Here is a 13925-nt window from a genome sequence, read left to right as displayed (position 1 = left end):
ATGTAGAACTAATCCATAAGTATAATTTGGTGTAATATTTATGTGTTTTAGGTGCTCGATAAAACTCAAAAAAAACACCCACTATTTCAATAAAGAAAAAGGGGGTGTATAAGAAAAATAGAAATTTTAGCTTCTATCGTTTTTTAGGTTTTAGATCTTCTTATAATTAACGTATTATGAAGATATAGGAGAGGGTTTATTGTTTGTAGAATTTATTTTGTATTGTGATTTTTAAAACCCAAAATTAATGCCTACACCAAATACTTGTCTGGTTTGGAATCCACTGAAAGCATTATCATCATAGATGGCCTGGAAGGATAAGTTTGCCGATAGAAATTTGTTAACTTTCATGATGACATTCAATGAGTAGTTGATATCTACATTTTGCGGATCTTTTAAATAGTTAGAATACAAATTCAGGGTATTCTCAGCAGTTACGTTGGTCATAATAGCCAGTTTGTAATAAACCGAAGCATAAAATCCGAGTTCGTATAACATGCTTTTATTAGCATCTACTCCAAAGTAGGCCCCGTCTACATAAGGAAGCCCGGTTGCCTGATCAATTCCCGAAGTATAAGCGCGGTCTACAAAAGTGAATTTTGAAGTTAGGGGAGCAAAGTTTATTTTTAGATTCTCCGTTTTAGACCAGTAAATACCAGGTCCTGTAGTTAGATACCCCGGAGACATAAACTTGGTGTTTTCAGTTCGGATTTCCTTCCCGTTTACATCCTTCCCATACAGATAACCGGTTGTAAATTGGGTTCTGAAATTTAAAAAGTAAGAATAATACCAATCTCCAAAAGCTTTCTTTCCTGCAATTGAATTAAATTCTAAACGGTCATCAGTCTTTTTTTCGAAATCGGCATTTTTAGTTTGCAAAAGACCATACGAAGCCAGAATCTTGTTGTCCCAGGTGAGATCGTCTTTTTTATAGTTAAAGTCATAATTGATTCCTAAAGTTCCGGAGAAGCTGTCTTCACCTCCGGCAACCCAATTGTTAAAGCTGGATTGATTTAGTAAAAGAGACACAGTACCTTTTGCCTTCCATCCTTCATCTTCGATAGTATCATTTATTTTTTTTACTGCTTTTTCAGTATTCTGGATTAGTTCTTTTTCTGAATTTTGCGCATGAACAAAAGTAAAGTTTGCTAAAACAAGGAGTAATAATGCTAGCTTTTTCATGATATCTGGTTTAAATGTGTAAGAACAAATATACTAAATAATCGTTAAAAAGCCTTATGGGATGCAGCTGGTAAGGAGTGTTATTTCTTTGGTTCTTTGTATAATGGTACCGCCGAACAGGCCTCACCATACATGATACTTCTTGCAAAAGGCTGCAGATAGGTTGCTGCTAAAATGTAGGCACGGGTAGGTACAGGTTTGCGGGAACAGCCTTTCACGATAACAGGTTTGCCTTTATAGGGAGTATAATCAAGTTTGCTTAATATTTCTTCGTATAAGCTTGCTTCCAGATCTTCTATAGTTCCGTTCACCACTTTTTTAGCGTATGGTGCTAAATGTACTGCAACCAGAATAGAAGACCAGGCAGGAACAATTGCATCTGTACTGCAATTTATTGCTACATATTGATCTTGATATTGCGACCAGTCGTGATTTTTTAAATGCTCTCTAAAGTCTTTTTCTTTTAATAAAAAACCTTCTAAAAGCCATTGTGATATATCGATTTGCACACGTGCTCCTTTTGGGTAATAATCTTCAAGATCAAATACCTCCAAGGCACTATTGGCAACTTTATTGATGATTTCTTCCATGTGAAAGTCCTAAAGTCTTAAAGTCGAATGTCGTAAAGTCTTTAACTTTTGACTTTATGACTTTTAACTTTATGACTGTTTTTATTAAAGCATTCCTAATTCTAATTTCGCTTCTTCGCTCATTAAGTCTTTGCTCCATGGCGGATCGAAAGTAATTTCAACATCAACATCTTTTATGTTTTCAATTGTCTTTACTTTTTCTTCTACTTCTCTTGGCAAACTTTCTGCTACCGGACAGTTTGGAGAAGTTAAAGTCATTAGGATTTTTACTTCGTAATCGGTGTTGACCATTACATCGTAAATCAATCCCAACTCGTATATGTCTACAGGAATTTCCGGATCGTAAATGCCTTTTAAAACTTTTACGATAGATTCTCCTAATTCATTTGTGTCTATTTCTTGTTCCATTGTTTTTGTTTTTTCAACACTAAGTGTTTTTATTTTTTACCATTAAGATATTAAGATTAACGCTTTATGAAACTTAATCTCTTTAGGGTTTATTTTTTTTTAATTTTTATTTTTTGCATCAAAAGCCAATGCGTACATTTTGATGTTTTTAATCATTGATACCAAGCCATTCGCCCGTGTTGCGGATAAATGTTCTTTTAGACCAATTTCGTCAATAAAATCAACATCGGCGCTTAAAATATCGGATGCTTTTTGATTGGAGAATGTACGAATTAAAATCGCGATAATTCCTTTAGTTAAAATAGCATCACTATCGGCCGTAAAGACAATGTGGTCTTCTTTCTGTTCTCCTTGCAGCCAAACTTTAGACTGACAGCCTTTGATTAAATTGTCGTCGGTTTTATATTCTTCTTTGATTAAGGGAAGACTTTTTCCTAATTCGATGATGTACTCGTAACGTTGCATCCAGTCATCAAACATCGAAAATTCGTCTATTATTTCGTTTTGTATCTCTTTTATTGTCATAATTATTCTTTCGTAAAATCCAGCAGCAAATTTACCAATTTTTCTATCTCTTTTGGCGGATATCCATTGTCGAAACCTTGAGTTTCATATATTTTCTGATTCTGAGTGACTTTTAAGTTTCCCAAAGCAGCGCCATCATGAAAGCGTTTTTGTGTTGGACCTTTTAATTCCGGAATAGTTTTGAGATTGATTTTTGAAAATTCAGTTACAATCTGCTTCCATTTTAGATCCTCTATTTTGCTCTCCACCGGCTGAGCATTACGGCCATTGGTTACTGAAACCGTTTTATTCTGCACCACGATTACTTTGTAAGTGCCTCGGGAAACTGCAGAGTATTCAATTTCAGTAGCTTTCATGTCGGCTTTTTTTTGGCTGGAACAGCTTGTTCCAATAAAAAAAGTTAAGAGTAACAAAGATAATATCCTCATAAAAGATTTTTTTAGCTTAACATAGCTTTCGCTTTTTTAATGGCCTCCACCATTATGTCAATTTCTTCTTTGGTATTGTAAAAAGAAAATGAAGCACGGATCGTTCCCGGAATGCAGAAAAAATTCATGATTGGCTGCGCGCAATGATGTCCGGTTCTCACAGCGATCCCCAATTTATCTATAATGGAACCGATATCGTACGGATGGATTCCATCAATATTAAACGAAACTACAGAGGCTTTATTTCCGGTTCCGTAAATTTTCAATCCTTCGATTTCTAATAAACGTTTGGTTGCGTGCTGTAATAAATGTGTTTCATGCTGATGAATGTTATGAAAACCAATGTGGTTCAAATAATCAACAGCCGTTCCCAAAACAATTCCGCCGGCAATATTTGGAGTTCCTGCTTCAAATTTATGAGGTAAATCGGCATAAGTCGTTTTCTCGAAAGTAACTTCTTTGATCATTTCACCGCCACCTTGGTAGGGAGGTAATTTATTCAGCCATTCTTCTTTTCCATAAAGAATTCCGGTTCCCGTTGGTCCGCACATTTTATGTCCTGAAAAAGCATAAAAATCACAATCTAAATCCTGAACATCAGGTTTTAAATGTGGAACAGCCTGTGCACCATCGATCAAAACAGCGGCACCCACAGCATGAGCTTTTTCGATCATGTATTTGATCGGATTGATAATTCCCAATGCGTTCGAGATATGGTTTACCGTTACCACTTTTGTCTTTTCTGACAATAAGGCATCGTAAGCTTCTATTATTAGTTCTCCTTCTTCATTCATTGGAATAACTTTAAGAGTTGCTCCTGTTTTCTCACATAACATTTGCCAAGGCACGATGTTACTGTGATGCTCTAATGAAGAAACAATAACTTCGTCTCCGGGTTTTAAAATAGAAGCAAAACCGTTGGTTACTAAGTTAATTCCGTGAGTCGTTCCGGAAGTAAAAAGTACTTCGTGCGAGAATTTCGCATTGATATGATGTTGGATTTTTACTCTTGAAATTTCGTAAGCATCAGTAGCCAATTGGCTTAAAGTATGGACGCCACGATGAATGTTGGCATTTATTTCCTGATAATATTTTGCGATTGCATCAATCACAACTTGTGGTTTTTGTGAAGTTGCGCCGTTGTCGAAATATACTAAAGGTTTTCCGTTCACTTTTTCTGAAAGTATCGGAAAATCAGCTCTTATTTTTTGGATGTCTAACATGTCTTATTTAGAAAAATTCTATCTACAAAAGTACTAAAACAAAATTGGTTTATCCATTAAAACTATAATTTCCTTTTATGATGCTATCAATTGAGCGTTTGCCTACAGATTCTTTAAAAATTGATTCCTTTTTTTATATTTCATGAATTTTATTTCTGGAATAAGTTGTATAATCTTGATTGTAAAATATTTATATTGCATTAAAAATACCACAACCAGATGAAAAGAATTCTTAAATTACTTGTACTTGTTTTAGTTCTTGCCTTTTTGTATTTTGGGTTTACTACTTATCCCAAGCTGGATTTGATTTCAGGCTTCTCGGCCAAGAGTGTTGCATCAGGTCATTTTATTGACAATCGTTCGAAGGAATTAATCGAAAAAACGGATAATGATATCCACATGATTGATTTAGCCGAGAATACTATTGATGATGCCGGTAAGTTTGCTGTTTCTACAGTTTATGGACTGAAAGAAAGAAAAGCAATTTACAGAGAAGGACTGGGGGCTACTTTGATTGACGATGATTATGATATTTCGAAGCCGTACCTGCTTCCAAAAAGAACAAAATTGGTTAACAATCTTTCTTTTCCTTATGGGAATAAAGAACCAAAGGATACCACTTTTTCAAATATTGACTATGCCAAACTGAAAAAGGCCGTGGACGGTTCGTTTGATGGAAAAGGCCAAAAGAATAAACGTTCGCGTGCCGTGGTAGTGGTGTATAAAGATAAATTGATTGCTGAAAAATACGATACTGGTTTTAATAAAGACAGTAAAATTTTAGGATGGTCGATGACTAAAAGTATCACCAGTTCGGCTTTTGGCGTTTTAGTGCAACAACGAAAAATGGACATTTATAAGCCTGCTCCAATTGCAGAATGGAGAAATGACGATCGTAAAAATATTACCGTTAATGATTTGCTTCATATGAACTCAGGTTTAGAATGGGAGGAAGACTATACCAAAATTTGTGATGCGACTGAAATGCTTTTTCAGGCAGAAGATATGGGGAAAGTACAAATGGATAAACCCGCTAAATTTAAACCTAATACACATTGGTATTACTCTTCGGGAACTACTAATCTATTGTCCCGAATTTTAAGAAGTCAGTTTAAAACACAACAAGAATACCTGGATTTTTGGTACAGTGCTGTAATCGATAAAATTGGTATGAACTCGATGATTGTGGAGCAGGATATGTCGGGAATATTTGTCGGATCTTCTTATGCATGGGCAACAGCGAGAGACTGGTCAAAATTCGGACTACTGTATTTGCATAAGGGAAACTGGAACGGAGAGCAGGTCTTAGACGAGAGTTGGGTAAAGTATACGGCAACACCAACGAATACTTCAAATGGAGGTTATGGAGCTCAGTTTTGGTTAAATGCCGGAGGGAAGTTTCCCGATGCACCTCGTGATATGTTTTATTGTAATGGCTATCAGGGACAAATGGTAGCGATTATTCCGTCTCTGGATATGGTAATTGTTAGGATGGGAGTGAATGAAGGAGAACATTATTTTGATTTTAATGAATTTTTGAAGGAGGTTATTTCTTCAGTAAAAAAATAAATTTAACCGCAATGACGCCAAGTAAAAAGCGCAAAGTTCGCAAAGTTTAAAACTAAACCCTGCGAACTTTGCGTAACTCTTTGCTCCCGATAGCTATCGGGATTGCGGTTAAATTATTTTACAAATCAAATCCTAAATTAACGCCTAATTTCATAGCGATGATTTTAGTAATTCGTTGTTTTAATTCCGGTATTTTAATGCTTTCGATTACGGCATTTGAGAAGGCGTACATCAATAGAGCTTTAGCTTCTTTTTTCGGGATTCCGCGTGACTGCATGTAGAACATTGCTGTTTCGTCTAATTGTCCAACCGTACAACCGTGAGAGCATTTTACGTCATCGGCAAAAATTTCCAATTGCGGCTTGGCATTGATCGTAGCTTTGTCACTCAATAAAATGTTGTTGCTTTTTTGAAAAGCATTTGTTTTTTGAGCTTCTTTCTCTACTAAAACTTTTCCGTTGAAAACTCCTGTTGAACGATCAGAGAAAATTCCTTTATAATCCTGGAAACTTTCGCAATTTGGCGTTGCGTGATTCACTAAGGTATAATGATCAACGTGCTGTTTGTCGTTTAGGATCGAGATTCCGTTAAGTGTACTTGTCAGTCTTTCACCAAAATGATAAAAGTTTAGGTTGTTACGCGTTAGGTTTCCTCCAAACGAAAAGGTATGAACATAAGCATGACTTTCCTGTTGTTGAGAAACGTAAGTGTTGTCTACTAAATTCGCTTCGCTATTATCGTTCTGAATTTTATAATAATCAACAATGGCACGTTTTTGAGCGAAAATCTCTGTAACGGAATTGGTGAGAACGGGATTCTCATTCAAACTCTGGTGACGCTCGATAATTTGAACATGAGAGTTTTCACCAACAATAATCAGATTTCTGGGCTGAACCATTAATGCAGTTTCATTACCTGTAGAGAAATACATAATTTCAATAGGTTTGTCGGCTACTTTCTTTTTTGGGATATTGATGAAGGCTCCTTCACTTGCAAAGGCCGTATTCAACGAAGTCAAACTATCGTCTTTACTTGCAATCTGATTGAAGTAGGTATCAATGATCATTTTATATTTTGGTTTGGTCAATGCCGAAGACATTAAGCAAACATCGATTCCGTCATGTGTAGTTGAAGACAAATGCGAGCTAAAAACACCATCGATGAACACTAATTTATAAGTGTCGATTTCATGTAAAAAATATTTCTTTACCTGATTAAATTCGATGGCACTTTCCTGCTTAGGAAAAACCGTAAAGTCATTTTTTAAGATGGCGTTTAACGATGTGTATTTCCAAGCTTCTTCCTTTTTGGTTGGGAAACCTTTATTTTCAAAGTTTTTTAGTGCTTTGGTGCGAATGTCATGCAAATCTGAATGTACATCGACACGCTCTTCAAAAGCCATAAAAGACGATACTAATTTTTCTTTTAAATCCATTTTTCTTGTTTAGTCTTAAAGTCGAAAGTCGAAAGTCGAAAGACTTTGGATTGTCGACTATTTTTGTGAAAAAATCATAAATTAAGTTGAGTCTAAAAAGATTTTACAACTTTCGACTTTATGACTTTTGACTCAAATATTTTATGAAACCGCTCAATAATTTCGATATTTCTGTTACCGATTCTAAAAGCATTTCAAATTCTTCTTTTAAAATATATTCTAAATCAAAAGCTAAATACAATTGAGATCTAACTTCTCCTGCGGATGCTTTGGCTACATATAAAAAGTAGACAAACTCTTTATCGGTATTTCTCTCAAAACCTTCTGCTATATTTGATGATATAGAAAGTGATGCACGTCTTATTTGTCTAACAAAATCAAAGTCTTTTTTGAAATTAGAATTTTCAGTAATCAAATATATTTTCTTATTGAAGATTCTGGATTTCTGCCATGAATTTATTTCTTCAAAAGATTTAAACTTACTCATGTTTTTTTTTTCGACTTTATGACTTTTGACTTTATGACGGTCTTAATTCTCTGCTTTAATCCAGTCGTATCCTTTTTCTTCCAATTCGTAGGCTAGTTCTTTTCCACCAGATTTTACGATTCTTCCGTTGTAAAGAACGTGAACGAAATCCGGAACGATATAATCTAATAAACGTTGGTAGTGTGTGATTACGATGATGGCGTTTTTGTCGCTTTTCAATTTGTTAACACCATTGGCAACAATTCTAAGGGCATCGATATCAAGTCCAGAATCTGTTTCGTCAAGGATGGCTAATTTTGGCTCTAACATTGCCATTTGAAAAATCTCATTTCTTTTTTTCTCTCCTCCGGAAAATCCTTCGTTAAGAGAACGTGATAGAAATTTACGGTCGATTTCTAACAATTCAGATTTATCACGAATCACTTTCAGCATTTCGTTTGCAGGCATTTCTTCCTGACCATTTGCTTTACGAGTTTCGTTGATGGCAGTTTTCATGAAGTTAGTTACGCTAACTCCCGGAATTTCTACAGGATATTGAAAAGAAAGGAAAACTCCTTTGTGTGCTCTTTCTTCAGGAGCAAGATCAGCAAGATCTTCTCCGTCAAGGAAAACTTCTCCGTCAGTAACTTCATAGTTTTCGTTTCCGGCAATTACAGCCGAAAGTGTACTTTTTCCTGAACCGTTTGGTCCCATGATAGCGTGTACTTCGCCAGCTTTTACTTCTATATTAATTCCTTTAAGGATTTCTTTATCACCAATTGAGGCGTGAAGGTTTTTTATTGATAACATTGTCTTTTTATTTTATATAAATGTCAATTCTATTTTTGTTGTTTCGTTTAGGATGTTGGCATTAAAATGCGCGTGTCCTAAATATTCCATGCCTAGATAATCGGCTGATTTTTTGAACGGAATGTAAAAACTCTCTTCAATTTCATTATCGTGTGAATTGGAGATCACACCAATTTTCTTCCCTCTGAGTTTTCTTCCGGTTTCTTTTTCAATTCGGATTAAATCCGAAAAGCGGTCAAAGAATACCTTCATGATTCCACTCATATTGTACCAATATATAGGCGTTGCAAAAATTAAAGTGTCATACTTCTCGATGATACCTTTTATTAAAGGAAAAAAATCATCTTCTCTGTTTTTACTTTCGTAATCATAATAAGAAATATTATAATCACTCAGATTAATTACTTCTATTCCGGTTTCTTTAGAAATTTCATCCGCGATTCTGGTTGTATTTCCGTTTTTTCTAGAGGAACCTAAAATGATTACTTTTTTATCTTCCATCTCGCAATTAACCAACAGATCCTTCTAAAGAAATTTCTAATAATTTTTGAGCTTCAACAGCAAATTCCATTGGTAATTTGTTCAATACATCTTTACTGAAACCGTTTACAATTAGGGCGATTGCTTTTTCAGTAGGGATACCTCTCTGGTTGCAATAAAAAACCTGATCTTCTCCAATTTTACTTGTTGTTGCTTCGTGCTCTATTTTGGCTGATGGATTTTTACTTTCGATATATGGGAAAGTATGCGCACCACAATTGTTTCCCATTAGAAGAGAATCACATTGGGAAAAGTTTCTGGCATTTTCAGCTCTTGGACTAATCTGAACTAATCCGCGGTAACTGTTTTGGGATTTACCGGCAGAGATACCTTTAGAAATAATAGTCGATTTAGTATTTTTTCCTAAATGGATCATTTTAGTTCCGGTATCAGCTTGTTGGTAATTATTGGTAACGGCAATTGAATAAAATTCTCCAACCGAGTTGTCTCCTTTTAATACACAAGAAGGATATTTCCAGGTTACAGCAGAACCTGTTTCTACTTGTGTCCATGAAATTTTAGCGTTTGTTTCGCATAAACCTCTTTTGGTAACGAAGTTATAAACACCACCTTTTCCTTCTTTGTTTCCAGGGAACCAGTTTTGAACGGTAGAATATTTAATTTCAGCGTCATCTAAAGCGATTAATTCAACCACAGCAGCGTGCAATTGGTTTTCATCACGGCTTGGAGCGGTACAGCCTTCAAGGTATGAAACGTAACTTCCTTCATCAGCAATAACTAGTGTTCTCTCGAACTGACCAGTTCCTGCCTGATTGATTCTGAAATAAGTGGAAAGTTCCATTGGGCAACGAACACCTTTTGGGATATAGCAAAAACTTCCGTCAGAGAAAACGGCTGAGTTTAATGCTGCATAGAAGTTGTCTTTTTGAGGTACAACAGTTCCTAAGTGTTTTTTAACTAATTCAGGATGTTCTTTTATAGCTTCTGAAATTGGGCAAAAAATAATTCCTTTTTCAGCAAGAGTTTTTTTGAAGGTCGTAGCTACAGAAACAGAATCGACTACAATATCCATAGCGACATTGTTCATCATTTTTTGTTCATCGACAGAGATCCCTAACTTTTTGTACATTTCTAATAATTCAGGATCTACATCATCCAAAGTTTTGTTTGGATCTACCTGTTTTGGAGCAGAATAGTATGAAATGGCTTGGAAATCTGGTTTTGCATAATGTACATTTGCCCATTCCGGTTCGATCATTTCTTTCCAGGCACGAAAAGCTTCAATGCGCCAGTCAGTCATCCATTCTGGTTCTTCTTTTTTAAGAGAAATTGCTCTTACGATGTCTTCGTTTAAGCCAATAGGAAAGGTCTCCGATTCAATATCAGTATAAAACCCGTATTCGTATTCTTTAGTTTCGAGTTCGATTTTTAAATCGTCTTCTGTGTATTTGCTCATTGTTTCTTTATTGAAAGATTCAAAAATTGAAGGATTTAAATAACATCACTTCTGTAATTTTTAAATCTTTAAATTTTGCAATCGTTTAATTATTTTATAGTGAAAAAGATTCTCCACAACCACAAGTTCTACTTGCATTCGGATTATTGAATACAAAACCTTTTCCGTTTAATCCACCTGAAAATTCAAGAATTGTTCCGGCCAGATATAGAAATGATTTCTTTTCAACTGCAATTGTTATGTCGTTGTCTACGAATATTTTATCGTCGTCGCCTTTGGTTTTGTCAAACTTTAAATCATAAGACAAACCAGAGCATCCACCGCTTTTTACGCCTACTCTTACGTAGTCGCTAGCAGCATCAAAACCATCTTCTTTCATCAAATCGATGATTTTATTTTTGGCTGTATCAGAAACTTTTATCATTGTTTATCGTGTTTGTTTTTGTTTTCACTCCAATTTTGCTCTTAAAAATAGTAATCCGAAGATTACGATTTTAAAGTGCTGTCTTTCAATGTTGAAATGAAATTATCGGCAAAGATACGACTTAAAAACCTTTTTCCATAACGGTTCACATTATTATAACAAATGTTAAAATAGATATATGTTATATTGATAAAAGAATGAGACTTTATTATTGTTTTTTGAAGACTTTATGATGGTTTGTTGTAAAAATGAAATAGTATTTCCTAGTTTTGTTTTCCTGTTAAAAATCTATTCTCATGAAACTTTACCCTATAGAATCCGGAAATTTTAAGTTAGATGGAGGCGCCATGTTTGGTGTAGTTCCGAAAACCATCTGGAACAAAACCAATCCTGCCGATGCTAATAACTTAATTGATATCGCAGCACGCTGCCTGCTTATTGAAGACGGAAATCGTCTGATTTTGATTGATACCGGAATGGGAGACAAGCAATCGGAGAAGTTTTTTGGCTATTATTCGCTGTGGGGATCGCATTCGATAGACAAATCGTTAGCAAAATATGGTTTTCAGAGAGACGATATTACCGACGTTTTTATGACGCATTTGCATTTTGACCATTGTGGAGGAAGTGTTCAATGGAATTCAGACCGGACTTTTTACGAGCCTGCTTTTAAAAATGCAAAGTTTTGGACGAATGAAAATCATTGGGAATGGGCAACGAAACCTAATGCCCGTGAAAAAGCTTCTTTTCTTTCAGAGAATATTCTGCCTATGCAGGAAAGCGGACAGCTGAATTTTATAAAGCGTCCCGAAAGTGATTTCGGCTTTTCTGAAGAAATGAATTTTGGAATTTATTATGTGGACGGCCATACCGAAAAGCAAATGATTCCACATATTAAGTATCAGGATAAAACGATTGTTTTTTGTGCCGATTTGCTGGCTACAGCAGGGCATATTCCGTTACCCTACGTGATGGGTTACGATACTAGGCCGTTATTGACAATGCCGGAGAAATCAAAGTTTTTAAATGCAGCGGCAGACAACAACTATTATTTGTTTTTGGAACATGATGCCCACAATCAAATCATAACGGTAGAACATACTGAAAAAGGTGTTCGGTTGAAAGAAGTATTTACCTGTGAAGACATTCTTTAAAATTAAAGCTATAAATGCAAAAAAGTCCCATTTTCATGATGTCGAAAGTGGGACTTTTTATTAACAAATTTAATTCAACAAATTATAATTACTCTACAATAATTTTTTTAGCTGAAGCTGCATCTTTATTTATTAAGTATATGTAATAAACTCCTTTTGGTAAACCGTATAAGTTTATTACATTATTGGTATCATCAGAGTTAAGAACAAATGTTTTTACCAATTGGCCTAATGAATTGTAAACAGTTGCTTTTTCTAAACTTGCATTTTGAATGTTTACTTCGCCTTTAGTTGGGTTTGGATAGATTGTTGCTTTTGCAAAATTGTTGGTATCAATACCTAATGTTTTACAAGAATTAGAATAAGTTGCAGTAGCATCTTTCACATCGCTCCAATTTGCTTCTGAATAAGCAACATCATCAACCTCGATACATTTTAGATTTGGATTGTCCCAAAACATAATATTTGCAAGGGTTAATTTCAGGAGTTTATTTGTTCCGTTTTTTAAATTCAAGCTTGATAACTTTTTATTGGATCCACAGCGAACACGTGTTAAATCTGGGTTTTTAGAAATGTCTAAACTTGTTAATAGATTAGAAATACAATCTAACTCAATTAATTTGCGATTATTACTGATGTTCATTGTTGTCAATTTATTAACTGAACATCGGAGTATTTGTAAAGATTCACTGTTAGAAAAATCTAGCGTATTGATGTCATTTGCGCCGCAATCCACCAACGTTAGTAGCATATTGTTAGAGGTATCTAAGGATGATAATCTATTAATATTACAAATTAATGTTTTTAATAACGTGTTTTGAGAAATATTCAAATTTGTAATTTGATTGTTACCGCAATCTAGAAAAGTTAGCAAGGTATTTTTAGAGACATTTAAATTAGTTAGTTGACCATCTCCCCTAGTGGTTGAGCTTCCGCTGCCTCCATTACATCTTAATGTAGTCAATTGTGTATTGTTAGTGACATCTAAAGCTAACAATTTATTGCCACCGCAATCTAAGGTCTTTAAATTGATAAAATCCTGAATTCCGGTTAAGTCAGTAATATTGCTATTGTAAAGATCTATTTCAGTGATAGTAGAAACTTTTGAAGTTAATACCTTTCCATCCGCAGTTCCGGAGTCAATTCCTAATGCGATTAACTTGTTTTCAAAATTCACATCAGGTATTAGGGTGTATGGCGAAGGAACATCAGCAATATCAACAACAGAAACATTATCGACTAAAATTTCAGAATTCTGTGTTCCTGTGGTCCAAATATCGATTTCTATGTTTTCGCTTACGGTTGGGGTATACTCAAATTCGATTTTTCTCCATTCTGAGCTTGAAAACACGGCATCAGTTTTTTTGATAATCTCAGCTTTAAAAGCACCGGGTTTATGATATACACTGAAATCAAGTTTCGAAAATGTACCGGAAACTAATTTGTGGTACATCGTTATTCGGTATGTTTTACTTGCTGTTACCGGAAAAAATTCGCTATTAATATAGTTAAATGTACCGCTGGAAATCTTCATATTGGTACTCGAGGAACCTTTTTGAGCGATTGTACTTTGAGAAATAAATCCACTAAAATAGCGATACCAGTTATCGGGTTGTGATGAGGAAGACCAATTTTCAAGGTCACCATTTGGGACTAAATTAGTCTGGGCATTAATGGAAAGGTTTGCTAGTAATAGCAATAAGAGTAGTTTTGTCTTCATAGAGAGGATTTATCATTAGGTCGCACAAGTCTAT

15 protein-coding genes are annotated in these 13925 nt (G+C 34.9%); 2 read left to right on the top strand and 13 right to left on the bottom strand.

Annotation, left to right across the window (positions count from 1 at the left end; genetic code table 11):
• Positions 1–231 precede the first annotated feature (231 nt).
• The 6 genes from JO950_RS14775 to JO950_RS14750 all read right to left on the bottom strand — a co-directional run bounded on the left by JO950_RS14775 (position 232) and on the right by JO950_RS14750 (position 4356).
• Positions 232–1182, bottom strand: a complete 951-nt coding sequence (locus JO950_RS14775) for a DUF3078 domain-containing protein (protein WP_202703352.1) — start codon at positions 1180–1182, stop codon at positions 232–234.
• An 80-nt stretch (positions 1183–1262) separates the two neighbouring features.
• Positions 1263–1772 (bottom strand): DUF2480 family protein, encoded by a 510-nt coding sequence (locus JO950_RS14770; RefSeq protein WP_202703351.1) that lies wholly within the window; start codon positions 1770–1772, stop codon positions 1263–1265.
• A gap of 84 nt (positions 1773–1856) precedes the next feature.
• A complete protein-coding gene (locus JO950_RS14765) occupies positions 1857–2180 on the bottom strand; it encodes an SUF system Fe-S cluster assembly protein (protein WP_017494560.1) in 324 nt (107 codons plus the stop codon).
• A 99-nt stretch (positions 2181–2279) separates the two neighbouring features.
• Complete coding sequence (locus tag JO950_RS14760) at positions 2280–2705, bottom strand: SufE family protein (RefSeq protein ID WP_202703350.1); 426 nt, start codon at positions 2703–2705, stop codon at positions 2280–2282.
• 2 nt (positions 2706–2707) lie between these two features.
• A complete protein-coding gene (locus tag JO950_RS14755; RefSeq protein WP_237732362.1) occupies positions 2708–3061 on the bottom strand; it encodes a hypothetical protein in 354 nt (117 codons plus the stop codon).
• Between the two features lie 83 nt (positions 3062–3144).
• Positions 3145–4356 (bottom strand): aminotransferase class V-fold PLP-dependent enzyme, encoded by a 1212-nt coding sequence (locus JO950_RS14750; protein ID WP_202703348.1) that lies wholly within the window; start codon positions 4354–4356, stop codon positions 3145–3147.
• 219 nt (positions 4357–4575) lie between these two features.
• Here JO950_RS14750 and JO950_RS14745 point away from each other — a divergent pair, with 219 nt between their 5' ends.
• Positions 4576–5925: a serine hydrolase gene (locus JO950_RS14745; protein WP_202703347.1), complete on the top strand. Its 1350-nt coding sequence runs from the start codon at positions 4576–4578 to the stop codon at positions 5923–5925.
• 118 nt (positions 5926–6043) lie between these two features.
• On the opposite strand, the gene sufD is transcribed toward JO950_RS14745, so the two are convergent.
• From sufD to JO950_RS14715, 6 genes are all read right to left on the bottom strand, one after another.
• The gene (gene sufD, locus JO950_RS14740) at positions 6044–7360 is read right to left on the bottom strand and encodes a Fe-S cluster assembly protein SufD (protein ID WP_202703346.1); all 1317 of its coding nucleotides are present in this window, start codon (positions 7358–7360) and stop codon (positions 6044–6046) included.
• Between the two features lie 118 nt (positions 7361–7478).
• Entirely contained in the window at positions 7479–7847 is a 369-nt protein-coding gene (locus JO950_RS14735) for a four helix bundle protein (protein ID WP_202703345.1), read from the bottom strand.
• Between the two features lie 42 nt (positions 7848–7889).
• Positions 7890–8636, bottom strand: a complete 747-nt coding sequence (sufC, locus tag JO950_RS14730) for a Fe-S cluster assembly ATPase SufC (protein ID WP_202703344.1) — start codon at positions 8634–8636, stop codon at positions 7890–7892.
• Positions 8637–8648: 12 nt separating this feature from the next.
• Positions 8649–9137 (bottom strand): flavodoxin family protein, encoded by a 489-nt coding sequence (locus JO950_RS14725; RefSeq protein ID WP_070906136.1) that lies wholly within the window; start codon positions 9135–9137, stop codon positions 8649–8651.
• A gap of 7 nt (positions 9138–9144) precedes the next feature.
• A complete protein-coding gene (gene sufB / locus JO950_RS14720) occupies positions 9145–10593 on the bottom strand; it encodes a Fe-S cluster assembly protein SufB (protein ID WP_202703343.1) in 1449 nt (482 codons plus the stop codon).
• A gap of 94 nt (positions 10594–10687) precedes the next feature.
• Positions 10688–11017 (bottom strand): iron-sulfur cluster assembly accessory protein, encoded by a 330-nt coding sequence (locus tag JO950_RS14715; protein WP_202703342.1) that lies wholly within the window; start codon positions 11015–11017, stop codon positions 10688–10690.
• A 296-nt stretch (positions 11018–11313) separates the two neighbouring features.
• On the opposite strand from JO950_RS14715, the gene JO950_RS14710 reads away from it, so the two are divergent.
• A complete protein-coding gene (locus JO950_RS14710; RefSeq protein WP_202703341.1) occupies positions 11314–12171 on the top strand; it encodes an MBL fold metallo-hydrolase in 858 nt (285 codons plus the stop codon).
• 88 nt (positions 12172–12259) lie between these two features.
• On the opposite strand, the gene JO950_RS14705 is transcribed toward JO950_RS14710, so the two are convergent.
• The gene (locus JO950_RS14705; protein WP_202703340.1) at positions 12260–13891 is read right to left on the bottom strand and encodes a leucine-rich repeat domain-containing protein; all 1632 of its coding nucleotides are present in this window, start codon (positions 13889–13891) and stop codon (positions 12260–12262) included.
• Positions 13892–13925 lie beyond the last annotated feature (34 nt).

This window comes from Flavobacterium sp. UGB4466, assembly GCF_903469665.1.
GTDB classification, from domain to species: domain Bacteria; phylum Bacteroidota; class Bacteroidia; order Flavobacteriales; family Flavobacteriaceae; genus Flavobacterium; species Flavobacterium lipolyticum.
This window is presented reverse-complemented; position numbering and strand designations above follow the sequence as displayed.